The 25,481-nt window shown below is 63.5% G+C and carries 22 protein-coding genes; 2 read left to right on the top strand and 20 right to left on the bottom strand.

The genetic code is table 11. The features are described from left to right. Window positions 1–959: 959 nt before the first annotated feature. From AC07XZ_RS28710 to AC07XZ_RS28615, 20 genes are all read right to left on the bottom strand, one after another. The gene (locus AC07XZ_RS28710) at window positions 960–1,820 is read right to left on the bottom strand and encodes a CsgG/HfaB family protein (protein WP_064378912.1); all 861 of its coding nucleotides are present in this window, start codon (window positions 1,818–1,820) and stop codon (window positions 960–962) included. 29 nt (window positions 1,821–1,849) lie between these two features. Continuing rightward, on the bottom strand, window positions 1,850–2,281 hold the full coding sequence (locus AC07XZ_RS28705; RefSeq protein WP_007956141.1) for a curli assembly protein CsgF: 432 nt from the start codon (window positions 2,279–2,281) through the stop codon (window positions 1,850–1,852). Beyond that, window positions 2,278–2,670: a curli production assembly/transport protein CsgE gene (gene csgE, locus AC07XZ_RS28700; RefSeq protein ID WP_007956140.1), complete on the bottom strand. Its 393-nt coding sequence runs from the start codon at window positions 2,668–2,670 to the stop codon at window positions 2,278–2,280. Before csgE ends, AC07XZ_RS28705 begins: the two co-directional genes overlap by 4 nt. Beyond that, window positions 2,667–3,206 carry a type II secretion system protein gene (locus AC07XZ_RS28695; protein ID WP_007956138.1) on the bottom strand — a complete coding sequence of 180 codons (540 nt, stop codon included), beginning with the start codon at window positions 3,204–3,206 and terminating at the stop codon, window positions 2,667–2,669. The genes csgE and AC07XZ_RS28695 overlap by 4 nt, the downstream gene beginning before the upstream one ends. After that, on the bottom strand, window positions 3,181–3,555 hold the full coding sequence (locus tag AC07XZ_RS28690) for a type II secretion system protein (RefSeq protein ID WP_011333435.1): 375 nt from the start codon (window positions 3,553–3,555) through the stop codon (window positions 3,181–3,183). Before AC07XZ_RS28690 ends, AC07XZ_RS28695 begins: the two co-directional genes overlap by 26 nt. A gap of 5 nt (window positions 3,556–3,560) precedes the next feature. After that, window positions 3,561–4,034 carry a type II secretion system protein gene (locus AC07XZ_RS28685; protein ID WP_039769040.1) on the bottom strand — a complete coding sequence of 158 codons (474 nt, stop codon included), beginning with the start codon at window positions 4,032–4,034 and terminating at the stop codon, window positions 3,561–3,563. Between the two features lie 2 nt (window positions 4,035–4,036). Beyond that, window positions 4,037–5,884: a secretin GspD/PilQ domain-containing protein gene (locus AC07XZ_RS28680; protein WP_011333433.1), complete on the bottom strand. Its 1,848-nt coding sequence runs from the start codon at window positions 5,882–5,884 to the stop codon at window positions 4,037–4,039. Beyond that, window positions 5,881–6,399 carry a hypothetical protein gene (locus AC07XZ_RS28675; RefSeq protein ID WP_102688623.1) on the bottom strand — a complete coding sequence of 173 codons (519 nt, stop codon included), beginning with the start codon at window positions 6,397–6,399 and terminating at the stop codon, window positions 5,881–5,883. Before AC07XZ_RS28675 ends, AC07XZ_RS28680 begins: the two co-directional genes overlap by 4 nt. Then, window positions 6,399–6,947, bottom strand: coding sequence for a GspMb/PilO family protein (locus AC07XZ_RS28670; protein WP_074687733.1), 549 nt, complete (start codon window positions 6,945–6,947; stop codon window positions 6,399–6,401). Before AC07XZ_RS28670 ends, AC07XZ_RS28675 begins: the two co-directional genes overlap by 1 nt. Further along, window positions 6,934–7,479 (bottom strand): PilN domain-containing protein, encoded by a 546-nt coding sequence (locus tag AC07XZ_RS28665; RefSeq protein ID WP_102688624.1) that lies wholly within the window; start codon window positions 7,477–7,479, stop codon window positions 6,934–6,936. Before AC07XZ_RS28665 ends, AC07XZ_RS28670 begins: the two co-directional genes overlap by 14 nt. A gap of 1 nt (window position 7,480) precedes the next feature. Continuing rightward, entirely contained in the window at window positions 7,481–8,284 is an 804-nt protein-coding gene (locus AC07XZ_RS28660; RefSeq protein ID WP_085613428.1) for a hypothetical protein, read from the bottom strand. Then, on the bottom strand, window positions 8,265–9,986 hold the full coding sequence (locus AC07XZ_RS28655) for a GspE/PulE family protein (protein WP_102688625.1): 1,722 nt from the start codon (window positions 9,984–9,986) through the stop codon (window positions 8,265–8,267). Before AC07XZ_RS28655 ends, AC07XZ_RS28660 begins: the two co-directional genes overlap by 20 nt. 83 nt (window positions 9,987–10,069) lie before the next feature. Beyond that, entirely contained in the window at window positions 10,070–10,603 is a 534-nt protein-coding gene (locus tag AC07XZ_RS28650; protein WP_085748467.1) for a response regulator, read from the bottom strand. Window positions 10,604–10,839: 236 nt separating this feature from the next. Beyond that, window positions 10,840–11,793 carry a peptidylprolyl isomerase gene (locus AC07XZ_RS28645; protein ID WP_102688626.1) on the bottom strand — a complete coding sequence of 318 codons (954 nt, stop codon included), beginning with the start codon at window positions 11,791–11,793 and terminating at the stop codon, window positions 10,840–10,842. A 15-nt stretch (window positions 11,794–11,808) separates the two neighbouring features. After that, on the bottom strand, window positions 11,809–13,359 hold the full coding sequence (locus AC07XZ_RS28640) for an ABC transporter substrate-binding protein (protein WP_102688627.1): 1,551 nt from the start codon (window positions 13,357–13,359) through the stop codon (window positions 11,809–11,811). A 9-nt stretch (window positions 13,360–13,368) separates the two neighbouring features. Then, entirely contained in the window at window positions 13,369–14,001 is a 633-nt protein-coding gene (locus AC07XZ_RS28635; protein WP_085748470.1) for an SCO family protein, read from the bottom strand. Continuing rightward, on the bottom strand, window positions 13,998–14,648 hold the full coding sequence (locus AC07XZ_RS28630; protein WP_007956112.1) for an SCO family protein: 651 nt from the start codon (window positions 14,646–14,648) through the stop codon (window positions 13,998–14,000). Before AC07XZ_RS28630 ends, AC07XZ_RS28635 begins: the two co-directional genes overlap by 4 nt. Window positions 14,649–14,661: 13 nt before the next feature. Further along, window positions 14,662–16,584 (bottom strand): YncE family protein, encoded by a 1,923-nt coding sequence (locus AC07XZ_RS28625; RefSeq protein WP_102688628.1) that lies wholly within the window; start codon window positions 16,582–16,584, stop codon window positions 14,662–14,664. Window positions 16,585–16,762: 178 nt separating this feature from the next. Further along, window positions 16,763–22,597: a manganese-oxidizing multicopper oxidase MnxG gene (gene mnxG, locus AC07XZ_RS28620; RefSeq protein ID WP_102688629.1), complete on the bottom strand. Its 5,835-nt coding sequence runs from the start codon at window positions 22,595–22,597 to the stop codon at window positions 16,763–16,765. Between the two features lie 215 nt (window positions 22,598–22,812). Continuing rightward, complete coding sequence (locus AC07XZ_RS28615) at window positions 22,813–23,424, bottom strand: lytic transglycosylase domain-containing protein (RefSeq protein WP_064378899.1); 612 nt, start codon at window positions 23,422–23,424, stop codon at window positions 22,813–22,815. A gap of 203 nt (window positions 23,425–23,627) precedes the next feature. Here AC07XZ_RS28615 and gspG point away from each other — a divergent pair, with 203 nt between their 5' ends. Continuing rightward, window positions 23,628–24,056 carry a type II secretion system major pseudopilin GspG gene (gene gspG, locus AC07XZ_RS28610; protein WP_102688630.1) on the top strand — a complete coding sequence of 143 codons (429 nt, stop codon included), beginning with the start codon at window positions 23,628–23,630 and terminating at the stop codon, window positions 24,054–24,056. Between the two features lie 14 nt (window positions 24,057–24,070). Continuing rightward, entirely contained in the window at window positions 24,071–25,258 is a 1,188-nt protein-coding gene (locus AC07XZ_RS28605; RefSeq protein WP_007956102.1) for a type II secretion system F family protein, read from the top strand. Window positions 25,259–25,481 lie beyond the last annotated feature (223 nt).

Raw genomic sequence — 25,481 nt, 5'->3', positions numbered from 1 at the left:
ATGGGGAGGTTGGGGCGGTTTCGGGGTTGGCTTGGGTTTCGGGTGGGTTGGGTGTTGGTTTGAACATGGTGAATCTCCGATCCTGAAATGAAGCTGGCCCATTCGGTTTCCGAACGAAGGGGTGGCAGCTGTACGCAGGCTGGAAACCCGGGGAACGGAGAACCCGGTTGACCCGAAGGTCTCCCGCGCACAGCCGCCATAACGGAGTGCACACTTTTCAAGGTGCGCAAGCATACGTTATGAAAAGCGCTTGTGCGCTCGGTTCTAGTCGGGGTTTCCAATCCCGATCGCTGAATTGGCAGCGACCGAAACAGGCTAGAGCCCGCGCTTCCGACGGACAACCTGAAAACCTTGTGGGAAGGTTCGGTGTATTCAGACACGTTTTTAAACAGACTTCAGGACGCTGGCCCTCACCCCAGCCCTCTCCCGGGGGGAGAGGGAGCCGATCGAGTTGTTCATTCGAGTTACATCGACCTGAACCATCGAGTTGAACTCAAGCTTTCAAAACAAAAAAATCAAAACACACCCATCTATACAATCTGGCGGCCTCACCAAAACCAAACGATGAAACCCAGTCTTGCACCCTCACCAAACCAAACAATGAGCGTTAGCTCGAGTAAAGCTTGCGACGTGCCGGCCCCTTCGGAAGGCTGAGTGGAGGGATTCATCCGGGGGTGGGAGCGAAGCGACCGTTTGGCGAAGCCAAACACATCGAGAGGAGGTGCAGCGAAGCAAACCGGAGGCGATGCCCCCGGATGAATCCCGGAGCGAAGGAACCCCGAGCCCCAGCGAGGGGCCGAACGCCGGGGCCAAGCCTTTTGCTTACTTTTTGCTGGGCCGGCATTCCGGCGTTTGAAAAAGTGAGCCGCTGCAAGAGCGGAACCGCCAGCGGCAACACCCGAAGAAACGGATATTCACCCAACCCAACAAGAACCTGGTCGGCCCGAAGGCCGCCACGTTCACTCCGCATCCGGATCAATCTTGTTCTGAGTCAGGTACCGATTCAAAACATCATCCTGCGAAGGCGTAGAAGCATCCCCCGCCACCTGCCACAACCGCCGCTCAATCCCCTGCGCCACCATATGCCCCACCGCCGCCTCAATCGCCGACAACACACACAACTGCGCCGGCTCATTGGTCGTATACCCGACCTCAGCCTCAAGCAACTTCTTGAACTCGATAAACTTGAAAATCCCCGCACTGCGCGCCACCGAATAAATCGTCTTGCTGGTCATCACATTCGCCAACACCTGCCCGCTGCGAACATCCACCGCGCGCAAGTTGACGGTGACCTGATCGACCCGATACTCACGGGACAGATCAATCCCCAGATACCGCGCCCCTTCCCCACCGCTGCGCACGTTGGTGTCATAAGCGATGATCCCGCCCTCAAGCATCATGTTCGCCGCCTGCAACGGTGGCAGCTCCCCCTGGATGTTCACCGGCGTATTCGGCTTTTTCTGCGACGCGCGAATGATCTTGCGTTCAGTCAGCAGGTTCTGCAGCCCTTCACGCTCAAGCACCACAAACCAGCCGCTGGCCTGCATGGCGTCCATCAACATCGACGCCGCGCCCTGGGTGACGCTGGTGGAAAACGAGCTCGCCGGGGTCGGTTTGTACTGCCCGGTCTGGTCACGGAAGCCGTACACCACCGCCATCAGCCGGCCCTTGGGTCGCGGCATTTTCAGCAAGTCGTAATAAGTGGAGGCCCTGGGGGTCAGGGTCGGGGTATCGGTGTCCTGCTCGGCCGGCATCGGCTCGCGCAGACTGCACCCTTGTAATGCTGCCAACATCAGCCCTAGCGCAATTATTTTTTTCATGTCCATCGCTCCCCGGAACCGTCATCCCGTCATGGGTTGAGGCCGTTCACCTGAATTTCGGAAACTTCGCCGCTCGCCCGGTCGGTCACTTCAATCGTCAGTGCCCCCGAGTCATCAACGACGTTGACGATAAAAGCGTCGGTGGACAGGCTCCCCGTGTTGCCGGTGGAGATGTTGTCCAGCAGTTGCCCCAGCAACCGTGACTGCAATTGACTGGTGAAGCGTTCGAGTGCCGAAGTGCCGGCCACCGTCGAGCGCTTCTTGAGATCCGGATCGTCGTGGTCGTTTTGCGCCTGGGCGTTGTTGAGCAACCAGGTGCCGTTGAGCGGGTTACCGCCGAACGACGGGTTGACCGGCGTGTAGACCAGTTCGGTGGCCTGGACGGCAGCGGCGCTGGCAAGCCCGATCAACAACCCCGAGATCCAGAATCCGCTGCGCCGTGAGAACGTTGTCGTGTTCATAGTTCGTCCTTCTCAAGGTCGGTGGTGTCCTGCAACAAGGCTTCCAGCTTGCGCCGGACGACCTCCAGTCGAACCGAGTCGGCGGCCTCGTAGGCCTCGTCCTTCAGTTCCACGGTGTTCGGCGGCAGGAAGCGCCGATACACCAGGCGTTGTTGATACTCGACGGTCACAAGGCTCCCCCAGCGTGCGTCGGGGCGCTCGCGCACCACCAGGTTGAAATCCATGCGGCTGGTGTCGCGCAGGCGCTCGCTGAACGAGTAGTAAAAGTCGTGGCCGATGTGCGAGATTGTGTCGTCGACGATGAAGCCCATCATTTCGTCTTCCTCACTGGCACTGGCGAAAGACGCCACGGCCGCGAGGATCAACGCGCACCACCATTTCCGGCTCATGGCTGCAACGCCTGCGGCAGCGCTGACTGGCCTTTTGCAGGGCCGTTGGTGCCATCAAGAAAGGCTTTCTCGGCCACGAACTGCCAGTCCGAATAACGCTGCATGCCTTCGAAATCCGACCACTGCGACGGGAAGTCCGCCTGCTTCAACGGCACCTCGGTGGAGGCACTGTTGATGCCGGTAATGCGTCCGTCGAAACCCCGCTGCAGGGCCCATTCGCCGCCGCCGATCGGGTCCGGGTAGAGCTGGCGCAGATGGTGGCGGGCTTCCGGAAAACGTTCGTCCTGCAACAGGTCGACCAGCTCTTTCGGGTACTGCGCCAGGCCAGGCGAACTGCGGTAGTAGCTGCGCAGCGCCTGGGCGTACTGGGTGCCGACCCACAGCAGTTGCTTCTCGCGATCGCGGCGCGACACGGTCGACCACAATTCGCCGGCACTGGCCAGGCCCATGCCCATGATCACGATCAGGAACAGCACGCCCAGGTAGGTGAACCCACCCTGCTCCACGTGCTTACCACTCGGAATACTGGCTGCCATCACGCGCCCTCCCGGTAGCTCCGCTCTTGATGTCGGCGACGCCGCCCGCCACACCGTCCGGTGGTGCGATCAGCACCCATTGGTCATTGCGTTCGGTGATCGGGTCCAGCGGCGCGTTGCGCAGGTAACGCATCTCCACCAGTTGCTCGATGGAATCGGGATAGCGCCCGGTGTCGCCGTAGTAGTGATCCAGCGCCTCGCGCATGGCCGACAGGCTCTGGTGCAACGTGGTCTCTTTCGAGGCCTCGAGGCTGTTGAAGTAGCGTGGCAAGGCGATGGTCATCAGGGTCGCGATAATCGCCATCACCACCATCAGCTCGAGCAAGGTAAACCCCTTTTCCCGGCGCATGAGAATCACCACTCGCGGTAAGCGATGCCGTTGAGGCCATGGCCCCGGGCGAGGGAGTAGACGTCGAACACGTCTTCGCCATCGCGCGGGTTCTGGGCCGAACTGTTGTAGGCCCGCAGGCCCCAACCGCCGTTGTCGTCACGTTTGGCCGGCACCAGCGGATCCCGCGGTATCCGGCGCAGAAAATAGAACTTCGCCCCCTTGGCACTGCGCACGTCGCGCACGCCTTCGACCAGCACTTTCAGGTTCGGCGGATAGCCGCTGCTGTTCAGGGATTTCTCGATGTAGCCGGCATCGAAGGCACGCTTGTAGGCGTCGATGCCATCGCGAATCTGATACAGCGCGGTGCGCAGTTCCTGCTCCTTGCCACGCCGTACCAGGGTCTCGGTCAGCGGCGCGGCCATGCCGGCCAGCAGGCCGATCAGGGCCAGCGTCACCACGACTTCGATCAAGGTAAAACCGCGTTGGGAGGCGTTCATGATCAAGGCTTCTCGACGGTTACACGGGTGGTGGCCACGGCCGCTTCACCGACTGCACGAGGCTGCGCGGCAGGCGCTGGCATCGAGTAGCTTTGCGAGCGATCCGGCGCCTGGATGTGCATGCTGGTTTCGGTGCCGGTCGGGAATTCCATGTCCGACGGGCTCTGGTACGGCAGGTTGCGCACGATCCGTGGGGTGATCGAGAGCACCAGTTCCGATTTGCCGATGGTGTCCTTGTTGCTGCCGAACAACCGGCCCAGACCCGGAATGTCGCCGAGGCCCGGAATCTTGTTGCCGGTGGCGCCGTGGTCGTTGCGCATCAGACCGGCGAGGATCTGGGTTTCGCCGTCATGCAGGCGCAGCGAGGTCTGGGCGTTGCGGGTGTCGACCTGCACCGGAATCGTCCCTTGGCGAGTCGGCTCCAGCGGCGTGGCGTTACTCACTTCCAGAGCAATCTTGATTGCCACTTCGTTGTTCAGGTGCACGGTCGGTTGCACTTCGAGCTTCAGACCGACGTCGAGGTAGGTGACGCTTTCGGTGATCACCGGGCCTTGAGTCGAAGGCACCGAGGTGGCGCTGATGATCGGCACCCGCTGGCCGATGTGGATGCGCGCCTGTTCGCGGTTGCTGACGCGAATCACCGGGCTGGCCAGGGTGTTGATGTCGTTGTCCTGGGCGTTGATCTTGGCTTGCGGCGACGGCGAGATCGAAATCCGGCTGGAGTTGATGCCTTTCAGTTGATCAAGAATGGTCACCGCCGAACCGTCGCTGTTGACCACGCCGAAGGTGTTCGGCCATTGCAGACCCAAGTCGAGAATGCGCTGGGTGGCGACTTCCATCACTTCCACTTCCAGCACCACTTCGGGGTTGGACTGGTCTTGCGATTGCAGGAGTTTCTCGGCCATGCGCACGGCGTCTTCGGTGTCGCGCATGGTCAGGGTGTTCAGGCGTTCGTCGACGAACACGTCGCGGGTCTTGAGCATGGTCTTGATCATGTTCAGCGCGGTGTTGGCGTCGATGCTGGTCAGGTAGAAGGTGCGCATCACCAGCTCTTGGTAATCCTTCAACTTCTGCGGCGAGTCCGGAAAGATCAGCAAGGTGTTTTCGTTCACCACTTTCTGGTGCAGCTGGTTCTGTTGCAGCAGCAGTTGCACGGCGTCTTCGATGCGCACGTCACGCACGAAGATCGTGGCTTTCATGTCCGGGCGCAGGTCCTTGTCGAAGATGAAATTCAGGCCCGCGACCTGGGACAGCACTTCGAAGATGGTCTTGAGGTTGGCGTCGCGAAATTCCAGGGTCACCGGGCGGTCGAGCCGGGTGCGCAGTTGCGGGTACTGGATCACGTTGCGGCTCTGCACCAGACGGATGTTGCCTTGCAGTTCCAGCGCGCCGTCGTTTTTCGGGTCGAGTTCGAGGATCTGTTTGACCTGGCGGTCGGCGCCGTAGATGTCGCCCCGACGCAGGTCGCCACGGGCCAGTTCCAGTTTCTCGTCCATGCTGCGCAGGTAGTCGAGCTGGCGCAGGGCATCCTGGGCGCGGCGGTTGTTCGGTTCGATGGTCAGCACCCGGCTGTAGGCGGTGCGGGCCGAGGCGAAATCGCGGCGGGCGCGGTCGGTGTCACCGGAGGTCAGCAGCGCGGTGATCGCCTTGGCCCGGCCGCTGTTGAGCAGCAGGTGCAGCTCGGTGTCGCGCGGATTTTCCCGCAAGCCTTCCTCGATCCGGGCCAGGCCCGCCTCGTACTGCCCCTGATCGATCAGGTCGGCGGCTTCCTTGTTGGCGACCTGCGCGGAACTGCACGCGGCCAGCCCGGCACACAGGCCGAGGCTCATCAGCAAACGGGATCTGTTCATTGCGTACTCCCCACAGACAAGGTCTGCGACAAATGCAAAGGCAGGTAGACCAGGCTCAGTTCCACATCGGAAATCGCCGCAATCTTCCAGGTGTCGTCGATCACATCCCCGCTGCGCACGACGTAGATTTTCTCGCCGTCCTGCAAGAACACCTGCAGGTCGCTGCGGTCATGCAGCCTGCCGACGAACTGAAACGGCACCGGTGGCAGGCTCGGGGCTTGCACCACCGGGGTCGGGTTGATCGCTTGTTCGGTGACCGTCGCCAGGGCCGGCGCGGCCTTCCAGGATTTGCTCGCAAACAGGTCGCCGGCCGGGCTCAGGTCCTTGATCGGCGCTGCATTCGCCTTGGCGCTGCTGGCGGGCAAGGCGCCACGGGCGCTGGCTTTGACCGGGCTGGCCACGGCGACTTCGGTCGAATCCGCCTCGTCGCTCGGCGAGAAATATTCCGGCAACCAGGCCAGTGCCGCCGCCACGCCGAAGAACGCCACCCAGCCGGTTATGCGTTTGGTGTCCATCACGACCTCGACAGGTAGAGGGTCATACGGATCCGGCCGCTGAGGTCGGTGTCGGCAATCTTCTTGCGTTGAAACTCGACGTCTTCCACCACCACCGCCGGCAACTGGCCGAGCAAGGCGTGCAAGAAGCGGCGCAATTGCGGGTAGCTGCCGCGCACCGGCAACAGGATCTGGTAGCGCGCCAGATGGGTCTTGGGATCGACGCCGAGGGCGTATTCGCCGCGCGCCAGGGTGATGTGTTCCTGCGCGGCCAGCGCGTAGATGCGGTCGATGGCGACGGTGGCCTGCGGCTGGGCCGGCAGCTTGTTACGGAAATCATCCAGCTGACGTTGCGGCACCACCGGCGGCGCGATGCTGCCGTCCTCGACCTTGGCCAGGTATTCGGTGGCTTCCCGGGTTTGCTGGCTGAGCTGTTGCAGCGATTGCCAGCCCGGCAGCAAACCGCCGAGTGCCCACGCCAGCGTGACCAGCAGCAGCGCCAGACCGGCCAGGCCCGGAACACCGAGGCCTTGCAGGTATTCGTGAACGATCAGTCTAGGGATTCGCATCGCCTATCTCCCAGGTCGCCGACAGGTTGAATTGCACCGGTTGCTCCGGCGATTTGACGACGATTTCGTGGCTCAGCAGCGACACGTCGGACAGCTCGTCACTGGCCTCCAGCCGTTTGTGGAAATCCAGCATTGCTTGCAGATCCCGCGCCTCGGCGCTGATCCGCACCTGGCCCTTGCGGGCATCCGGGGTCAGGGTCAGCAAGGCGATGTCGTCGCGCGGCATGGCTTCGAGCATGGCGAACAGGCGTTCCCAAGGGCGGCGCAGTTGCTGCGAGACCTTGCGCATTTCGGCGAGGTTCTGCGCCTGCTCGCGGGTTTCCGCCGGGCTCAAGGTTGTCTTGGCGCCGCTGTCGCCGGTGAGCTGGCGTTGGGTGTGCTGCAAGTGACCTTGCTGTTGTTCGGCCTGATCGCCGAAGTGCTGCTGCACGCCGAAGCACACCAGCGCGAGCAACACACCGCCGCCGAGCAGGCTCCAGCCCAACGGGCCGGAACGCGGACGAGGCTGGAAATCGAGGTTCAAGGTGCGCATGTCAGGCCACCGCCCGGGACATGACGTACAAGGCGTCACGCACGGTCATCGAGTCGTCTTCGAGGGTGCGCAGGTGCACCCCCGCCACCTCCGGTTGCGCATCGAGGCGCGCCGGGGCGTGCAGATAAACGTTGAAGGCGCGTTCGCTGGTGGAGGCTTGCAGTTGCCGCTCACGACCGATCAGCGCGCTGAGCGCCGCGTCGCTGTCACTGCCGCCCACCGAACGCACCGACGACCAGCGCCCTTCCCTTGCCAGCAGCAACACGCTGCGTTGCGGTTCGGCGACGATGAACAGGAAGTCGCCGGCATCGAGGCTTTTGTCGAAGCGGTTGAACGCGGTCATCAGGTACGGCTGCACCGAGCGCAGACGCAGGCCGCGACCCGTGACCAGCGTGCGCAGGCGTTCCAGCAAGTCCTGCGGCAAGGCACTGGCGATCCGGTCATGCCCGGCCGGCTCGGCCGACAGCACCAGGCTCCACGGTTGGGTCGGTGCGCCGAACAGGTCTTCGAAGCACAGTTGGGCGAAGCCGCGCAGTTCGTCAGGGCTGCTGATCTGCTCGCTCCACGGCACCAGGCAGAAACGGCTGAAGTGGCCGGAGATCACCACGCTCAGCTCGGCACCGGCACGGGTGTGTTCGCCGAGCAGACGGTCGAGGGTGTCCAGCGCCACCGCGTAGCTCTGAAAGCCTTCGTCGATGTAGCCGACGCTGCCCAGCCACAGGGTGTCGCTGCCCCGGCGCTGGCCGAGGCCGACACCGCTGGCGCCGAGCACGGCGATAAATTGATCACGCGATAAAAGTGACACGATTGATCTCCTCCAGCGTGGTCCGACCGTGCTCCACCAGCTCCAGCGCCGATTCGCGCAACAGGCGCAAACCACGGGCGCAGGCCAGGGCTTTGATCTGGGTGATGGGTTGGCGCTCGACGATCATTTGCCGCAGTTCGTCGTCCAGGTGCAGCAGCTCGGCAATCGCCGTGCGGCCGCGATAGCCGCTGCCCCGGCAGTGGCCGCAGCCCTTGCCGTGGAAGAAGTGGTAGTGATCGACTTTCTGTGGATCGAGGCCCGAAGCGCGCAGCTCTTCATCGCTCGGGTTGACCGGCGTGCTGCAACTGCTGCACACCAGCCGGATCAGACGCTGGGCAAGAATCGCGTTGAGCGCCGAGACCAGGCTGTAGGGGTCGATTTCCATTTGGGTAAAACGACCGATCACGTCGAACACGTTGTTGGCGTGGATGGTGGTGAACACCAGGTGACCGGTGAGCGCCGATTGCACGGCGATCTGTGCGGTGTCCGGGTCGCGGATCTCGCCGACCATGATCTTGTCCGGGTCGTGACGCAGGATCGAGCGCAAGCCACGGGCGAAGGTCAGGCCTTTTTTCTCGTTGACCGGGATTTGCAGCACGCCGGGCAGCTGATATTCCACCGGGTCTTCGATGGTGATGATCTTGTCCACGCCGTGGTTGATCTCGGTGATCATCGCGTACAGCGTGGTGGTCTTGCCGCTGCCGGTGGGGCCGGTCACCAGCACCATGCCGTAGGGTTCGGCGGCGAGGCGACGCAACTGGCGCAGGGTTTCGTCTTCAAAGCCCAGCGCTTGCAGTTGCACGCCGCAGACCTTGTCGGCCAGGTCCTGTTTGTCCAGCACCCGCAGCACCGCGTCTTCGCCGAAGATGCTCGGCATGATCGACACCCGGAAGTCGATCTGCCGGCCGCTGATGCCGATCTTGAAGCGACCGTCCTGGGGCACGCGTTTTTCGCCGATGTCCAGCTCGGCCATGACCTTGACCCGCGAAATCACCTGCTCGGCGAACTCGCTGCCCTGGATCTTGCCGATGTTGTTCAGCACGCCGTCGATCCGGTACTTGATCACCAGGCCCTGGCCGGTGGTGCCGAGGTGGATGTCGCTGGCGTGCATTTTCAGCGCGTCGTACAGGGTCGAGTTGACCAGTTTCACCACCACGCTCGAGTCTTCGCTGATGCTGGTCAGCGACAGGCTTTGCAGGGTGTCGGTCTCGCTGCCGGCGTCGGTCTGGGCGTTGAGCGATTCGACCGCGTGGAAGCTTTCTTCGTGGCGGGCCAGATAGGCCTTGAGGTCATCGGCGTGCACCAGATACAGCGGCGCGCCGTGCAGGCATTCGTCGATCCAGGCCAGGCGCGCGGTGTCGAAGGGGTCGGCGAACACGCCGATGACTTCGTCGTTGTGGCGCAGCAGGATGAATTCACGTTTGAGGCATTGCGCGAGGGTGACCCGGTCGAACACCGGGCTCGCCAGAAACAGCGTGTCGGTGTCGAGCACCGGGTAATGCAGGGTGGCGCCGAGGCTGGCAATGAACGGCATCGGCGCCAGTTCACAGAGCACGGCCAGTGCGTCGAGCACCCGTTCCCCGGACGTGGTGGCCCGTGCCCGGGCCTGGGCCAGTTGCTCACTGGAAAAGCGTGGCGGGGTCTGTGCCTCCTGTGGAGGATTGACCGACAGCGGTTCGACGACAACGGACAGACGATCCATGGCTTGCTCTCCAACACCCGGGGCTTGAGGCCCTGACGGCGCGGGAGGCGAATTCGGCGAGTGCCGGAACGTCTATCGCGCCATTACTCCCCGGTGAGCATTTGATCGTCGTCCGGTGCCATGACCTCCGACCGGTTTCGTCGGCGGTCCGCCAGCACCCAACTGCCATCGTACAACTGCAACGGGAAGCTCTCGGTCCTGCTCTGGCGTCGTTCGACAAAGCCTTCGGATGGGCTCGCACCGGGTTTCGCTTCGCGCTGGATCCCCAGAAGGTCGCAGACAGCTCGGGCAAGTTCCGCCAAAGGAAACGGTTTGAACAGGATGTGACTGACCCCCAGTTGCCGCGCCCGCTCACAGACTTCAGCGGTCGGGTGACCCGTTATCAGCACGAAATGACACGTCCTGTTCTGGCGGACCGCGTCGAGCACCTCGAACCCTTCCATATCGGGCAAGCGGTAATCGAACACCAGCACGTCGGGGGCGAAAGTCTCGGCCTGGCCGATTCCCTCTGCGCCGTCATGTGCAATCCGGACTTCCAGCCCTTGCGCCGACAGATAATCCTGAAGGTTCTGTGCAAGCAGCTGTTCGTCTTCGACAACCAGTACTTTGTTAACCAAGGTGGACTCCCTGAAACCTCAAGTGCCGGCAATTGAAATTCAATGACCCGAACCTGCTGGAGTGCGCCTCACAAGAGGTAACGCACACTTCATGCCAGGCTGAATGCCGGTAATTTTTTGTCTTCATGTCCTTGAATTGAATGGAAATGCCCGCTCGTCCCGGTACCCCGTTCCCCAGAAACGGGGAAGCACCTGAATGGGCATCGAAGCCATTCCCCACTATTGGGGGGGAACCTTCAGTCGTCGTCAATTCGTTCGATCCTGTTCTCTGCCCGTAATTGCGCGAGCACCTGACGACGAGCCTGGGTCTGTTGCTGTCGGGCGAGGTACGCCCTGACTGTTTCCAGCCCTTGCTCCTCTGGGACATCGGCCGCCTCCTTGTGGTTCTCGACAAAGATCAAATGCCAGCCGAACGGTGTGCGCACCGCTTCGCTGACTTCACCAGGCTTGAGGGCAAACGCCGCCGTTTCAAACACCGGCACCATTTGCCCACGGGCGAAATACCCCAGGTCCCCGCCCTGGCTGGCGGTGACATCTTCCGATCCCGATCGGGCGACGCTAGCAAAGGTTTGCCCCCCTGCGATAGCGGCACGCAACTCTTCTAAGCGTAGCCGCGCCGCTTCAACCGTGGCGGCATCGGCATCGCCGGCAACCTTGATCAGAATGTGCCGGGCCTGCACCTGCTCCGGCGCGCCCATTTCAGCGCGGTGTTCCTCAAAAAACGCCCGCACCGTTTGCTCGTCCGGGGCCTGGACTTTAGTCAGTTCGGCAAACATCCGCTGCGCCGCCAGCTCACGATGGGTGTACTCGGTGAACGAGGCTTCGTCGAAACCGGCGTCCTGCAAACGCTGGAGGAATTTGTCGGTGCCACCGATGGCGGTACGAGTCCGTTCGACCTGGTCGCGCACCGTTTGCTCATCGATCTTCACCCCGCGCTTGCGCGATTCCTGCCAGAGCAGTTCCTTGTCGATCAGCGTGTCCAGCGCGGCCTGACGCAGTTGTTTATAGGCCTTGGGGTTGCGGATGCTCGCCACGGCGCGGCCCTGATCTTCCAGGTACTCGGCGAAAAAACGTTCCAGGCGAAACTCGGAAATAGCCTCGCCGTTGACCCGGGCGGCCACCGGTTCATTGTTCGCCATTCCCACCGACAACCAGCCTGTCAGCAGCCAACACAGGGTTTTGAGCTTCATGATCAGGGCCTCCGGTCAGGGCGTGGCAATAATCGGTTTGTAGGGAGCGACCAGATAAAAACGCTGGTCGGGCAAGTCAACGGTGACCACGTGCGCCCCGCTCAGGCCCAATCGTCGGCCGGGGCCGAAGCTCAGGCGCGGGGTCAGGCCGGTGTCGAAGTCGTGCAGGCCTTCGAGCGCCGCCACCAGTTTTTCGCGGCTGGCGTCGCGGCCGGCCTGCTTCATGCCTTCGCTGAACAACAGCATCGAGGCGTAGGCGCCGACTTGCAGCACCGCGTGCTGGGCGCCGAGGCCTTGATGCTCGCGCAACAGCGTCAGCGCCATGCGCCCGGCCTGGGTCCAGTCGCTGGGCACGAACGGATACGCCAGAAACACCCGCCGGGAAAAACCCTCCGGCACCTGCAACAAATCCCCCGCCACCTGGCTCGACGCAGCAAACAGGTACGGCACCTGCCCGGCATTCTGCAATCCGGCCGCCAGCCGACTGAAACCTCCGCCGCTACCGAGGTAGAACACTGAGCGCGAGCCCAGCGGCAAGCTGTCCGCCGCCGGGTCGTAGGCCTGCAGATGGACTTTTTCCCAGCCGTGTTCCTGCAGATAGCGGCCAAGGGTCTGCGCCGCCAGCACCTGGGCCGGGTCATCGGGATAGGCAATCAGCGTCGGCCCTTGCAGCACTCGCAAACTGGCGGTGGCGTAATCGGCCAGCGCGATCAGTTGCTCGCGCAGGCCCGGCAGCGGCTCGAAAATCTGTGGGCTGGCCTGCACCGGGCCGAGCAGCGACAGGGCCCCGATCAGCGGCACGCCGGACTGCTCCAGACGAGGCGCCAGTTCGCTGTCCAGCGCCGGGGCCAGCGGTGCAATCAGGGCAAAGACTTGCTCTTCCTCGATCAGCCGTTGCAGGGCCTGTTCGGCGCTGGCGCGATCCGGGCCGGGATCGGCCACGGTCAGGCGCAACTGCCGACCGTGAATGCCGCCGGCCTGATTGATCCGCGCAACGCTGCCGTTGAGCACCGCCGCGATGGTAGCGCCCTCCTCGGCCAGTGGCCCCTGGCTGGGCAGCAAGGTGCCCAAATGCAAGGTCTGGTCATCGAGCCCCGGATCGCGGTCATCGGCCAGGCGTTTGAGGTAAGCCGTGAGATTGCGCTGATCCTTCATCGACAACAGGAAGCGCGGCATGCTCGGGTCGAGGCGATTGTTGCCGGGGTCGCGGCCCTGCTGGATCACCCGCGCCAGACTGCTGTCGGTGTAGGCCGGGTAGTTGCGGCCATTGATCTGTTGCTGACCGTGGATGCTGGTCAGCCGCGACCAATTCAGTTCCGGCGGACGCACCCCGCCTTCGGGTCGGCCGAGACCATCGGCGCCGTGGCAGTTGGCGCACGGCAGGCTGGTGGCCGGCAGCAACACGTCCGCCGCGCCGACCCGCGCCATGATCGGCTCGCCGCTGGCGGACAGGCCTTCGCGGTACAGGCGCTTGCCGGCGCTTTCTTCATCGGTCAGCGGCAACGCGGCCGCGCCGAGGCTGACGCCAGCGAGCAGGATCAGGGCGAGGACGCGGCCGAGGTTCATGGCGCGGACTCAGCGGCCGGCCACGGGCATTGTCAGCAGCTGCAAGCGCTGGGCAATGGCGGCGGCCGGGGCGTCGGGACGGATTTTGCTCCAGCGTTTGTTGGCCACATCGCCGACGATCAACTGGGTCGAGTGCTGCTCGGGCGTCGGCACGATCTGACCGATGCGGCCCAGCACCAGGTCCATCTGCGCCTTGTCGCCGGTGAGGAAAAGCCAGTGAGGGTCATCGGCGCCCTGCTTCAAGGTGTAAGCCTTGAGCACCGCCGGCGTATCGCGCAGCGGATCACTGGTAAGGGAAATGAAGGTGATGCCGTCGGCCTTGTCGCCCAGCAACTCGCGGACTTCCTTGAGCTTGCGGGTGATCAGCGGGCAGGCGTCATTGCAACTGGTGAAAATCACGTTGAGCAGCACCACGCGGTTGTGCAGTGCATCGCTGTAGAAACGCTGGACGTCGCCGTTCTGATCCAGCAGCGGCGTGTCGGTGAACCAGGTTTTCGCGTCGTGGGTGCCTTTGACCGGTGCGGGCGCAGCGCTGGTCGTTGTCGTTGCCGGTGCCGGTTGTTCGTGGCCTTCGTGGGCCAGGGCCATGGCGCTGAAAATCCAGAAACACACCGTCAGGGTGATCCAGTCCAGGGTTCTCATGGTTGTTGCTCCATGGCAATCGCGGTGTGTTTGGCGTGGGTGCGCAGGCCGCTGAGTTTCTCGACTTCCTTGGCCAGCAGTGCCGGGTCGGTGAAGCCGTAATAGCGCGTCCAGTGGCGGCTGTTGCCGTCACCGACGAGGATCAGCGGCTGGTGATTCTTGAAGTCGCCGCTGAAACTGCCGAGGCCCTTGAGGGTGGCGGTGATCGATTGCGGCGAACCGGTGAGCCAGCTCCAGCCCGGGCCTTTCTGGAAGGTGCGGGCGTAATCCTGCAAGCGTTTCGGGTCGTCGCGCTGCGGGTCGATGCTGATCGACACCAGCTGCACTTCCGCGCCGACCCGGGCACCGAGCTGTTTCTGCACCTTGCCCATGATCGACGAGACCACCGGGCAAACCGTGGTGCAGCTGGTGTAGATGAAACTCATGACGACGATCTTGTTGTGCACCAGATCCTGTTCCAGGTGCACGGTCTTGCCGTTCTGGTCGAGCAGCGGCACGTCGGCGAACTTGACCTGGGCGTGCTCCTGGCTGTTGGCGGCCGGTGCGGTGTGGCCGGCATGCTCGTCCGCCGAGTGGGCGCTGGCCTGCTGGATACCGACGGCCAACAGGCACAGGGTCAGCAGGCCACGGGATGCAAATCGGTTCATGGTCTTTTCCTCATCACTGAGTCTGGCCGGGCAGCACCCGGACACTGGCAAATGTCTTGTCGTCGAAACCCGCGCCCAGCGAGGCCGCGCGCACGTGCAGGTACCAGGCGCCGCTGCGGTCGAGGGTCACCGGCGCTTCGTACACGCCGTCGGCGACTTCCCGTGCGGCCACTTCACGGGGCCGGGAAGTCGGCGCGAGGAAGTAACGCAACTGCACGTCGGTCACGCCGCTGCGCTGGATCTTCTGTTTGCCCTGGACGATGCGAAAGCGCACCACGTAGGGGTCGTTGAGGGCCACGGCGGTCTTGTCCAGCAGGAACTCGACTTTTGCCGCGCCCAAGTGTTTTTCCGGCGCGCCGTCGGACGCCACCTGCGCGGTGAAGCAATGAATGATGTTCGGCTGGTTGAGCAGGAACGCCACGTCGAAGCGCCCCGCCGCCGGCAGTTTCACTCGAGCGCTGTAGAGTCCCGGCGAGACTTCGCGCAGGCTGCGGTCGATCACCAGCGCGGCGCGGGCGATTTGCCCCCGGTTGGGGTAACCGGACATCGGCGCGTTCATGCCTTCGGCGTAGAAATAGGTGGTGTTGTCCACCGGGTTGACCACGAACACCGCGTTGTCATCGCGCGATACCGCGAGGCTCGATGCCAGCGGCAGATCCCCGGCCAGCCGTGGCGGCTGCGGCCCGGCTTCGAAACCCTGAGTAATCGGCTGACGCCCTTCGCCCAGCGAAGACAGGTTGATCATGGTGACTTTCGGCGAGGCCAGTCCGCGCACGTAGGCATAGGCCTGGGTGAACACCACTTGATAGGGTTCGGCTGAAACCTCCAGGTCATGGATCGCCGAATCGTTGGCCGCGTCGATGACTGTGGCGCGGTTTTCCACCGTGTTCAGCACCACGCCAAAACGGCCGTCGGCGCTGAAGCCCATCGGGCCGAGGCCCTGTTGCAGCTTGATCACCCGGCGTACGGCGCGGCTGTTGCTGTCGATCACGGTGACAGTGCCGTCCTTGCCATCGGCCACGTACACCGCGCCGGACAACGGCGAATACGCCACCGACAACGGGCTGGAGCCGGTCTTGACCTGTTGCACCAGGCTCAGGCTGGCGACTTCGATGACGCTGAGGGTGCCGTCGTCGCGGTTGCTGACGAAGGCGAAACGGCTGTCCTTGCTGAACGTGATTTCATGGTGGCCGCGTCCGGTCGCCAGGTGTTTCAGCGGTTTGAGGCTCTGGGTGTCGATCACCGTGACCCCGGACTCTTCAGCCTTGCTCGCGTTGTTGCCGACCCACAGCAGACGCTCGTCCGGTTGCAGCGCGACCCGCACCGGTTGGCTGCCGGCGGCCACCGAGTCGAGCACCTTGAATTGCTCGCTGTCGATCACCGCCACTTCCCCCGCCGCCGGCATCGACACGAAGACCTTTTTGTTGTCCTTGGGCGTGACCCAGTCCATCGGCGACTGCTTGAGTTCGATCCGCGCCAAGGTGCTGGTGATGCCGCCCACCGACACTGACGGGTCGACCACCGAAACGCTGGCATCGCGGTTCATCACCAGCAGGAAATAGCTGTTGAGGTCGAGCAGCGGCCGCGCGCCGATGTTGGATTTGAGGAACATACCGACCCGCGACTTGCAGCTCTGGTCACGGCCCTGGGCCTGATCGGCGGCGACGGCTTGCGGATCGATCCACGCCCCCGGCGCAACACCGGACAACGGCTGGCCGGACGCACCGTCGGTGACGCGAAACTGCACGTCGGCGAACTCGCCCTCACGCAACTGACCGTCGCTGGCCAGCGGCTTCAGATCGAAGGCGATCGACACGCCGTCGCGGGTCAGCACCTGCCCGGCGCCGGTTTGCGCCAGGGCAATCTCGCTCAGCGTGAGCAGCGCGCCGACCATTGCCAACAGGCAGACGCCGATGATGTTGATGATCCTGTTCATGTCGCTCTCCCCTGACACATTTTCCGAAACACCGCCGTCCCCTGTGGGAGCTGGCTTGCCAGCGATGGCGGCTTCAGCCACACCATCCAGAACCGAGTTGCTGCCAATCGCTGGCAAGTCGAAACGTCGAACCGCAGCTCCCACAGGTTTTTGCACTCACCGATCCATCGCATTCCAGCTACTGAGCAGGCGGCGCCGGCTCCGGCTCATTGGTCACCCGCAGCAATCCCCACAGCCCCGAGGTGTTGCCATAGGCGCCGTAATCGCGGAACAGGTAGTCCCCCGGTATCGCGTTGCTGCCCCCGGCGCTCGGGATCATGAAGCTGAAGTGCGCCGCCGGCAGGATGCTTTCGTGAGCGCCGATGTACATCGACATCGGGTTGTAGCCGAAGCGCACCGAACCCACGCCCGGCGTGCCCATCGGGTAGCCGCCGGTATCGCTCTTCTCGGCCTGGAACGGGTTGAGCGACCAGACGTGTCCGTCGAGCTGGAACGTCGTGCCGCGGCTGCCGCCGCTCGGCATCAGAATGTGCGTACGGAACGGCTGACCCGGTTTGGCATACAGCACCGGCGTCTGCGGATCGCCCCCCACCAGCGCATTGCTGTAGGCCATGTGCGCGTTGGTCATGTCGCCGTAACCCGCGCCATCGGCATGGCCGAACGGCGCATCCGGGGCGAGGCCGAAGCGGTACCACAGCGGTTCGGTCTTGTAGTTGATGGCCATGCTCGAGTTGTCCTGCGGATCGGTCGGTACACCGAAGCCCTCGGCAGCGATGCCTTCGACCGGCCGGCCATTGGCCCAGCGGGTGTTCAGCGCCTTGTGCCAGACCATCGCGAAGTCGCGGTAAGTCGTCTGCCCCGGTGCGGTGACCGTGGCGTTGACCTTGCGCGCATCGTCGACCCAGGTCGCGCCGATCGGCAGGATGCTCATCGCACCACCCAGGCCTTTTTGCGGTTGCTTGATCACATCTGCCGGGGTGAAGTTCAGGCCACCGAACTCCACGGCCGTGGCGTTGATGTTGTCGACACTGCGCCCCAGTTGCGTGACTGGTTTGCCTTCACGCTCCAGGTGCCCGGCGTAGTACTGATAGGTACGGGTCGGGTAGGCGCCGCTGCTGCCCAACCGTGGCGGTACGGTCTGGATCGGGTTGGCGCCGACGTTGGCACCGTCGGACTTGGTGATGTCATAGGCCAGCAGTTGCGCGTGCAGACCCACGTGGCTGGACGGCCGCATCAGGTTGTTGCTGAAAGTGGTCGAGCCCAGGCCGCTGTTGCGATCACGTTTGACGATGCCCTGCATCACGGCGGTCTGGGTCAGGTCGGGCATCACGCTCGGCAGACGGTTTTCCAGGGTGATGTTGATGCAGTCCCCGGCCGCTGCGCGCAGCACCAGCGGTTCGACCGGAATGCCGGGTTTGAGCTTGCCGCTGACCGGATCGAGGTCGGATTTGCGCACGTACAGGATCGCTGTCGGATCATGCAGCGGCCCGCTCTGGCCACCGATGGTGATGGTCTCGCCGTCCTCCGGATCGGTCACCGTGACCTGCGGGATGCTCACCGTGCGCGAGTTCAGCACCAGGGTGCCGCCCGCCGGATTCAGCGGCCCGCCGACATGCTGACCGAGCCCGGCAGAATCGCCGATGCTCAGGCCCAGCGAATTGCCGAGGATGTCGTTGGCCAGCGCCGCGACCACTTCATAGTTGCGCTGCACCGTCGGCCGGGTGCCGATGCCGTTGGGGTTGGCGCTGATCCGTGGGCAACTGCCTTCGAACGCCACGGTGTTGCGCATGCCCGCCGGACTCGGGTTGTTGGGGATGGCGAACAGGTCATTGCGTTTGGCCGTGTAGTTGCGCATCACGCCCCAGATCCCGCTCCAGTAGCCTTCGATCGAAGCGTCCATCGAGTACAGATAGTCACCGGTGGTCGCCGCAGAGCTGGACAGCATCGACACCGGTGCGATGAAGCCCATCTGTTCGGAGATGCCGATCATCTGCGAGGCGCGCCAGCCGGAGTTGGAGCTGTTGCCGAAACCGGAACCGCTCTGCAGCCACTTCACGCCGTGCAGGGTGACGTTGTGCTCTTCCTCGTGGCCGCCGGCATGCACCCGCAGACGCACGTTGTCGCCGGTGTAGGTGCGCAGCATCGGGGTGAACGGGTCGCCCGGCTCGCTGCCGCCCTTGTTGATGTGCGGCGGGAACAGGGTGGTGCCACCAGTCGGGCCGGTGGCGGCCGTCACCAGGTTCGGTGCCAGGTTCATCGCCGGGATCGCGCGGTCGGTGCGGCTTTGCATGGCGTACGCCAGATCGCCGCCGAGGCCGTCGGCCTGCATGCCGCGCTTGCCGTCCGGGCCGACCTTGTTCGGATCGTAGACCCGCAGGGCCAGCGGCTCGTTGCGATAGTTGACGACGAACATGCCCGGATCATCCACGGAGATCGCTTGCGGGCAAGGCCGGCTCGGGCAGCCCGGCACCTGACCGCCCTGCACTTCCAGCACGCCTTCAAGAAGGGTGCTGGCGTTGTTGCGCACCGGCGGGTTGATCGCGTAGCGGAAGCTGTCGGCGGTGGCCGGGAAGGCTTGCGGATTCGGCACACCGTTGGGGCCGGCGCCCACGTACACACCGGCTTCATAGGCGTGCTGGAAGTCGCTGTATTCGAGGAAGAACTCACGGAAGCTGTCGTTCTTGCCGTCGCCGTCGAGGTCGCCGGTGTTGATCACCGCCTGCCACGAGGTCGGCCCGCCGTCCTGGCGCGCGCCGCTGTACAGAGGCTCGCCGGTTTCGGCGTGGAACCAGGTGGAACCGGCCGGTTCCGCCAGCACCGTGGCATACAGGCCGATCTGCTGGTGAGTCGATGGGCCGAGGTGGTCGTGGGTGAAGATGGTGCCGAGCCCGCGATCCACGCCCTTGGCGTTGACCACCGGGTCGACGAACCAGCGTTGCATGGCCGTGCGCGCGCCCATCCAGTCACTGCGCCCGAACTGACCAAAGAACGGATGCGCCTTGGCTTTCGGGCACGCCTGGGTGCCGTCGCGCGGGTCGGTGCCTTCGCACTGGTTGAATTCGCGGATCGCGTGAATGCGTTCCTGAACGGCACCGGGCGAGAGCACGCCGTCCTCGTAGTTCCAGCCGTTGGAGGAACCGTCGGCAGCCGTCAGGTCCCACTTCGGCAGGTGAATGTGCTGGCCGATCACGTCGGTCGGCGTGCGCACCTGATAGTCATCCATCTCGTAGGTGGCAGGCACCAGGTTGGTTTGCTGGTATTGCACGCAGTCGAAGGTGTTCATGCGCATCACCAGCGGCTCTGGCGGACGCTGCTTGGTGATCACCGGCCAGGCGTCTTCCCACAGCGCCAGAATCCGGGCTTGCGGGAAGTGATAACCGACCTTGTTGTACACCGCGTCGAACTGGATGTTGGCGGCCTTGTAGATCCGTGGCCGGTCGGCGGTGAAGGTCGAGGCGCCGACGAAGGACATGCCGTCCAGCCGATCGCCGCTGGCGAATTCACCGCTGCCGGCGCTGCTGGTCAGGCGTTTTTGCCGGTCGTCCATGCACGGTTCGTAGTACGGCGCGCCGGCAATCGGCAAGGCACCGTTGGTGCGGAAGGCCTTGGCCACGATCTGGTTGCCGGGCAGCAAGGCAAAGCTTGGGTGATCCTTTTTCGCGTGGAACGCCATCGCGGCCTGTTCCACTTCAGTGCCCTCTTCGGGCAGGTAAATCGGTTTGGCGCGGGTGACTTCCTTGGAGAAGTCCAGCGAGGTGGTCACGGTGTGCGCCTCACCTCCGGCCGACACCCCGTCGAGGGTGTGACGCTGCAAGCCGCCGTCCCAGCCGCCGGACTGATTCGGGTCGAGGTTGGCCCACAGCGCTTTGCCGCTGGCTTTCAAGGATTGCGCGGTGGCGGCGTCGAGCATGTCCAGCGGTGGGGTTGGCGGACGCTGACCCACCGAACTTTCCATGCCGCCGATCCAGAACGGATAGCCAGGGTTTTTCAGGCTGCCGTCGGTGTTGCGGTTGGCTTCGCTGCGATCAACCAGTGCCAGTGAGCCAATGGCTTGCGAACCACCGTTACCGCCGTGGTGTTCGCCGTCGTCATCGCCCTCTTCTTCCTCATCGTCGTCATCGTGGCCGGCGACCAGGGTTTCACCGATTTTCGGCACCACCACCACTTTGCCCGGCATCGGGGCCATGGCTTTACCGGGCAGCGGCACGACGGCAGGAATCGGCGTGCCGGCGATGATCTCGCCATCCGGCAAGGCGCGGGCACCGGCGGCGGGTTTGCCGCTGCGCAGGGCGTAAGGTTCGCTGTGATAACCATCGGCGCCCTGTTGCGAGACTTCCAGCCGGGTGCCTTCTTCGAACACATCGTGCACCCGCCACATCGACCACATGCCCTGGGCGAAATGCGGGTAAAAGTGGCAGTGATAGATCGCATCGCCAGCCACCCGGTTGCGGTTGCCGGAGCCGCCGTTGGCGATTTCGTAGGTATAGCCGGCCCCCGGACCAATGCCTTGGGCATCGACGTAATCGGAGTTGTCGTCGTTGGGGTTGAACAGCCACTGATGGCCGTGCAGGTGGAAGATGTGCTGCTCATGGCCATTGTGGGTGTTGCGGAATTTGACGAAGTCACCGATGTAGCTGTGGTTGACGTTCGACGGCTCCGACGGATACAGGGCCATGGTGGCCTTGACGCCGACCTGATCGGCGCTGGGTGTCTGGCCAGGGGCGATGTTCTCAAGCCCGGTGTTGGCCGGCACGTCCACCAGCATCGCCACGTCGCCGACGGTGTGCGAGCTGAGGAAGAATTCTTCGTAGGCGCACGACAGGCAATCGTGCATCGGCCCTACGCCGAGGCGGTTGGCGACCACTTCAGCGCCCATGCCCCCGGAACCGTAGTTGATCATGAACGAGTCGCGGGTCGGCTCCAGCACATGGGCCATGACCGGGTCGGCCCAGTAGGCGGGGAATGCCTGGGTGGCGGCGGTTTCGTCCTGGAACTGCGAAGCGAAATCGCGAAACGGCTCGAGGCGGTTGGGGATCGCCGGGTTGCGTTTGCCTACCGATTCCAGCGGATAGGTGCTGGGCGCAAAACTGCCATCGGCGTTGCTGCCCATGACGATGGCGTCGCTTTCGCTGGAGATGATTTCGTTGCCGTCGACCATGCTGATGATCGGCGTGCCGGCCTTGCCTTCACGCAACCACGGTTCGCGCTGCGGGTAGCGGGCCTGGTAATCGACGATGGGGTGACCGGCCGGTGTACGGCCGGTGGTGGCCAGACGCATTTCTTCTTCAGTGAGGGTGTTGCGATAGGTGCGTCCCGACTTCGGCACCACCACGACCTGGCCGAACAGGCCATTGGCGGTGTTGCCGGCCGCGCCCTCCCCGCCGAATGTCGCGCCACGGCTGCTGACGGCAAACGCCCCTTCGCGCTCGGCGTACAACACGTAGGAACGGCTCGCGCCCGGCGGCACCAGGGTGTTGGCATTACGCCCGGTGTAGGAGGAAATGTCGTCGATGCTGTTCACCGCTTGCAGGCCGTTGACCTGGAAACCGACATGGCGGTCGGCGACCTGCTCGTCGACCTTGAAAGCATCGGCGCCACTGACGTTCTCGGTGCCCTCCTCGCCTTCAGGCCCTTCGAAATGCTTGTTCGGGTTGGCCTGGTAGTCGAGCAGGTTCTGCAGGTTGATCGTCAGGCAATCACCGGCGGCCACCCGCAGCACCAGCGGCCGTGGACGCTTGTCGGCACGCAGCGAGACCTTGCCCGGCACCGCGCTGCCGCCATAGGCCAGCGAGACGTCATGGTCATCGACCACATCGCGGCGCAAGGCGTACATCATGCCGTTGGCATTCTGCGCACCGAGGCGGTTGAACATCAGCGGTTGATCGAAGGCGACTACATTGGCCACCAGATTGCGCTCGCAGCGCACGGCGGCGCTGGCCAGTTCGACGCTGAGCATCGAGACCAGCAACAGCAGCCAGTTCAACAGGGGCGGTGCGTGGTGAATGCCAACCATGATCGGAAACCTCGTAGTGGGTGCTCACAGGGAACGATTCTCGATAAACCCCTTGGAGCAATCCGCGTGCCACAAAAAATTGCTTTTCATCTCAATCAGTTACACAAACCACTTGAGAACCCGGGGGATATTCCCCACCCGATTCCCCACTTTTCCGGGGCCATCGGTTTGCCCCGATAGTGGGGAAAGCCGGGGCTGGATTTTCAAAAAAAGCTTTACAACGGCGCATCCACCGCCAGCCCCTGCAAGCGCCGGTACTGACGCAGCACGCTCGGGACATAGCGCTGGGTTTCGGCGAAGGGCGGAATCACCCGGCCGCGGCTGAGCACTGCGTCAGGCCCGGCGTTGTAAGCCGCCACGGCCAGGGCGATGTCGTTGTCGAACAGGGTCATCAGGCGCTTGAGGTATTTGGCCCCGCCCTGGATGTTGGCCTTGGGGTCGTAGACGTCTTTCACCCCCAGCTCGCGGGCGGTGTCGGGCATCAATTGCATCAGTCCGCCAGCGCCCTTGGGCGAGGTGGCGCCGGGGTTGTAATTGGATTCGGACTTGATCACCGCGTGCAGTAACGCCTCGGGCAGGTGATTGGCACTGGCCGCCGCTGACACCAGCTCGGCGTAAGGCTGGTTGGCGATCAATTGCGGTTGCTGGTCAAGGCTGACCAGGGGCGCATCGGCTTCGCGAATCACCCGCTCGTAAGTGCGTCCGGGACGGTGGACGTTCGACAGCACGTAGCTGCCCTTGGCGTCCATGGAAACGAAGACATCGGCTTGTGCGACACCGACCGACAGCACGCAGCCGAGCAGTCCTGCAGTGAATGAATGGATCATTGGGCCTCCCCTGACAGGCCCCGAAAAATTGGGGGAAATGCCCCACTGACCCGTCGTTGATCAGCCGTACGCAAGCACTGTGCCGACTCTGGAAAAGCCCGTAATACAAGGGCTTCAGCCTGACCGCCGGAATTTTCGGGGGCTGAGCATGGCAATTGCATAAGCCCTTTCGGCGACACGGCTGCCACTCACGGGAGGTCATCATGAAGCTGCATTTTCGTCCGCGTGCCCAACGCGGTTTCACCCTGCTCGAACTGCTCGTGGTGCTGGTGGTGCTTGGCCTGTTGGCCGGGATCGTCGCGCCCAAATATTTCGCCCAGCTGGGGCGCTCCGAGGTGAAGGTTGCCAAGGCGCAGATCGAAGGCCTGAGCAAGGCGCTGGACCTGTACCGGCTGGAGGTCGGCCATTACCCGTCCACCGAACAGGGCTTGCAGGCGCTGGTGACCGCACCGAGCGACGAAGCCAAATGGACGGGCCCGTACTTGCAGAAAAAACTGCCGCAGGATCCGTGGGGGCGTAACTACACCTACCGCTATCCCGGCGAAAACAGCGAGTACGACCTGCTCTCAATGGGCAAGGACGGCCAGCCCGGCGGCGATGGCGAAAACGCCGAAGTCACCAACTGGCAATAAGCGGAGCACACGGCATGCGATTTCAACTCAAAGCAGTGGGCAAGGCCGGGGTGGTGTCGCTAAGCGTCGAGGCGCCGGGTCAGAGCGAGGCGCGGCGCATTGCCGAGGATCAGGGCTTGCGCGTGGTCAGCCTGCACGCCGAGAGGCACTGGCGTTCGTTGCGCCTGAGCAAGCGTGAAACTTTCAACCTGGTGCTGTTCAGCCAGGAACTGACCACCCTGCTCAACGCCGGCCTGCCGCTGATCGATGCGCTGGAAAGCCTGGCCGAAAAAGAAACCGCCCCCGCCGCCCGCAAAACCTTGAGCGAGCTGGTGCGGCTGCTGTACGAGGGCAAATCCTTCTCCCAGGCGCTCGGCCAGTTGTCGGCGGTGTTCCCGCCGTTGTACGTTGCGCTGGTACAGTCCAGCGAGAAGACCGGCGCGGTCGGCGATGCGCTGGGCCGTTACGTGAGCTATCGCCAGCGCATGGACGAGGTGCGGCAGAAGATCGTCAGTGCCTCGATCTACCCGCTGTTGTTGCTGGTGGTCGGCGGTGGCGTCGTACTGTTTTTGATGGGCTACGTGGTGCCGCGCTTCAGCCTGGTGTTCGAAGGGCTGGGCTCGAATCTGCCGTGGCTGTCGCAGATACTGATGAGCAGTGGCATGTTTCTTCACGCCCATCAGGGTGAGTTTTTCGGCCTGTTGGCGACAATCGTCATCGCCCTCGCCGTGCTGCAAAAACAACCGGCGTTTCGCCGTGGGCTGGATCGGCTGGTGGAGAAACTGCCCGCCGTGCACCAGCGAATTTTCATGTATGAGCTGGCGCGGTTTTACCGGTCGCTGGGGATTCTGCTGCAAGGCGGGATTCCGCTGGTGACGGCCATGGGCATGGTGCGCGGCCTGCTCACCGTGGCCTCGCGAGCACGGCTGGACCAGGCCTGCGAACGGGTGCGCGAGGGGCAATCGTTGTCCACTGCGCTGGAGCTCAACCGTCTGGTGACGCCCGTGTCCCTGCGCCTGCTGCGCGCCGGCGAACAGTCCGGCAACCTCGGGCAAATGATGGAACGCAGCGCCGATTTCTACGACGAGGAAATCAGCCGCTGGATCGAGTGGTTCGTGCGGTTGTTCGAACCGCTGCTCATGACCTTCATCGGCCTGTTGATCGGGGTGATCGTGATCCTGATGTACATCCCGATCTTCGAACTGGCTTCGAGTATCCACTGACCTCGGGAACGGGTCGGATCACACGCAACAAGCCACATCCACGTTCCCAATCAAGACAACAAAGACGGAGAACGATATGCACATTCAAAAGCTCGTGCTCGCAATGGCCATCGGCGCAGTCCTGTCGGCGTCTACCGTACTGATTCCGGACAGCCTGTCCGGGGTGTCGAGTGTTCAGGCCAAGGATGGGGGAAGTGGTGGTGGCGGCGGTGGTGGAGGTAGT

It is taken from the genome of Pseudomonas sp. GW458-11-26-14-LB4, from assembly GCF_059423925.1.
This window is presented reverse-complemented; position numbering and strand designations above follow the sequence as displayed.

Excerpts from the sequence above, each read along its gene's own strand:
- AC07XZ_RS28710 (WP_064378912.1), bottom strand. The coding sequence starts at position 1,820 with ATGAAAAAAATAATTGCGCTAGGGCTGATGTTGGCAGCATTACAAGGG.
- AC07XZ_RS28705 (WP_007956141.1), bottom strand. The coding sequence starts at position 2,281 with ATGAACACGACAACGTTCTCACGGCGCAGCGGATTCTGGATCTCGGGG.
- csgE (WP_007956140.1), bottom strand. The coding sequence starts at position 2,670 with ATGAGCCGGAAATGGTGGTGCGCGTTGATCCTCGCGGCCGTGGCGTCT.
- AC07XZ_RS28695 (WP_007956138.1), bottom strand. The coding sequence starts at position 3,206 with ATGGCAGCCAGTATTCCGAGTGGTAAGCACGTGGAGCAGGGTGGGTTC.
- AC07XZ_RS28690 (WP_011333435.1), bottom strand. The coding sequence starts at position 3,555 with ATGCGCCGGGAAAAGGGGTTTACCTTGCTCGAGCTGATGGTGGTGATG.
- AC07XZ_RS28685 (WP_039769040.1), bottom strand. The coding sequence starts at position 4,034 with ATGAACGCCTCCCAACGCGGTTTTACCTTGATCGAAGTCGTGGTGACG.
- AC07XZ_RS28680 (WP_011333433.1), bottom strand. The coding sequence starts at position 5,884 with ATGAACAGATCCCGTTTGCTGATGAGCCTCGGCCTGTGTGCCGGGCTG.
- AC07XZ_RS28675 (WP_102688623.1), bottom strand. The coding sequence starts at position 6,399 with ATGGACACCAAACGCATAACCGGCTGGGTGGCGTTCTTCGGCGTGGCG.
- AC07XZ_RS28670 (WP_074687733.1), bottom strand. The coding sequence starts at position 6,947 with ATGCGAATCCCTAGACTGATCGTTCACGAATACCTGCAAGGCCTCGGT.
- AC07XZ_RS28665 (WP_102688624.1), bottom strand. The coding sequence starts at position 7,479 with ATGCGCACCTTGAACCTCGATTTCCAGCCTCGTCCGCGTTCCGGCCCG.
- AC07XZ_RS28655 (WP_102688625.1), bottom strand. The coding sequence starts at position 9,986 with ATGGATCGTCTGTCCGTTGTCGTCGAACCGCTGTCGGTCAATCCTCCA.
- AC07XZ_RS28645 (WP_102688626.1), bottom strand. The coding sequence starts at position 11,793 with ATGAAGCTCAAAACCCTGTGTTGGCTGCTGACAGGCTGGTTGTCGGTG.
- AC07XZ_RS28640 (WP_102688627.1), bottom strand. The coding sequence starts at position 13,359 with ATGAACCTCGGCCGCGTCCTCGCCCTGATCCTGCTCGCTGGCGTCAGC.
- AC07XZ_RS28635 (WP_085748470.1), bottom strand. The coding sequence starts at position 14,001 with ATGAGAACCCTGGACTGGATCACCCTGACGGTGTGTTTCTGGATTTTC.
- AC07XZ_RS28630 (WP_007956112.1), bottom strand. The coding sequence starts at position 14,648 with ATGAACCGATTTGCATCCCGTGGCCTGCTGACCCTGTGCCTGTTGGCC.
- AC07XZ_RS28625 (WP_102688628.1), bottom strand. The coding sequence starts at position 16,584 with ATGAACAGGATCATCAACATCATCGGCGTCTGCCTGTTGGCAATGGTC.
- mnxG (WP_102688629.1), bottom strand. The coding sequence starts at position 22,597 with ATGGTTGGCATTCACCACGCACCGCCCCTGTTGAACTGGCTGCTGTTG.
- AC07XZ_RS28615 (WP_064378899.1), bottom strand. The coding sequence starts at position 23,424 with ATGATCCATTCATTCACTGCAGGACTGCTCGGCTGCGTGCTGTCGGTC.
- gspG (WP_102688630.1), top strand. The coding sequence starts at position 23,628 with ATGAAGCTGCATTTTCGTCCGCGTGCCCAACGCGGTTTCACCCTGCTC.
- AC07XZ_RS28605 (WP_007956102.1), top strand. The coding sequence starts at position 24,071 with ATGCGATTTCAACTCAAAGCAGTGGGCAAGGCCGGGGTGGTGTCGCTA.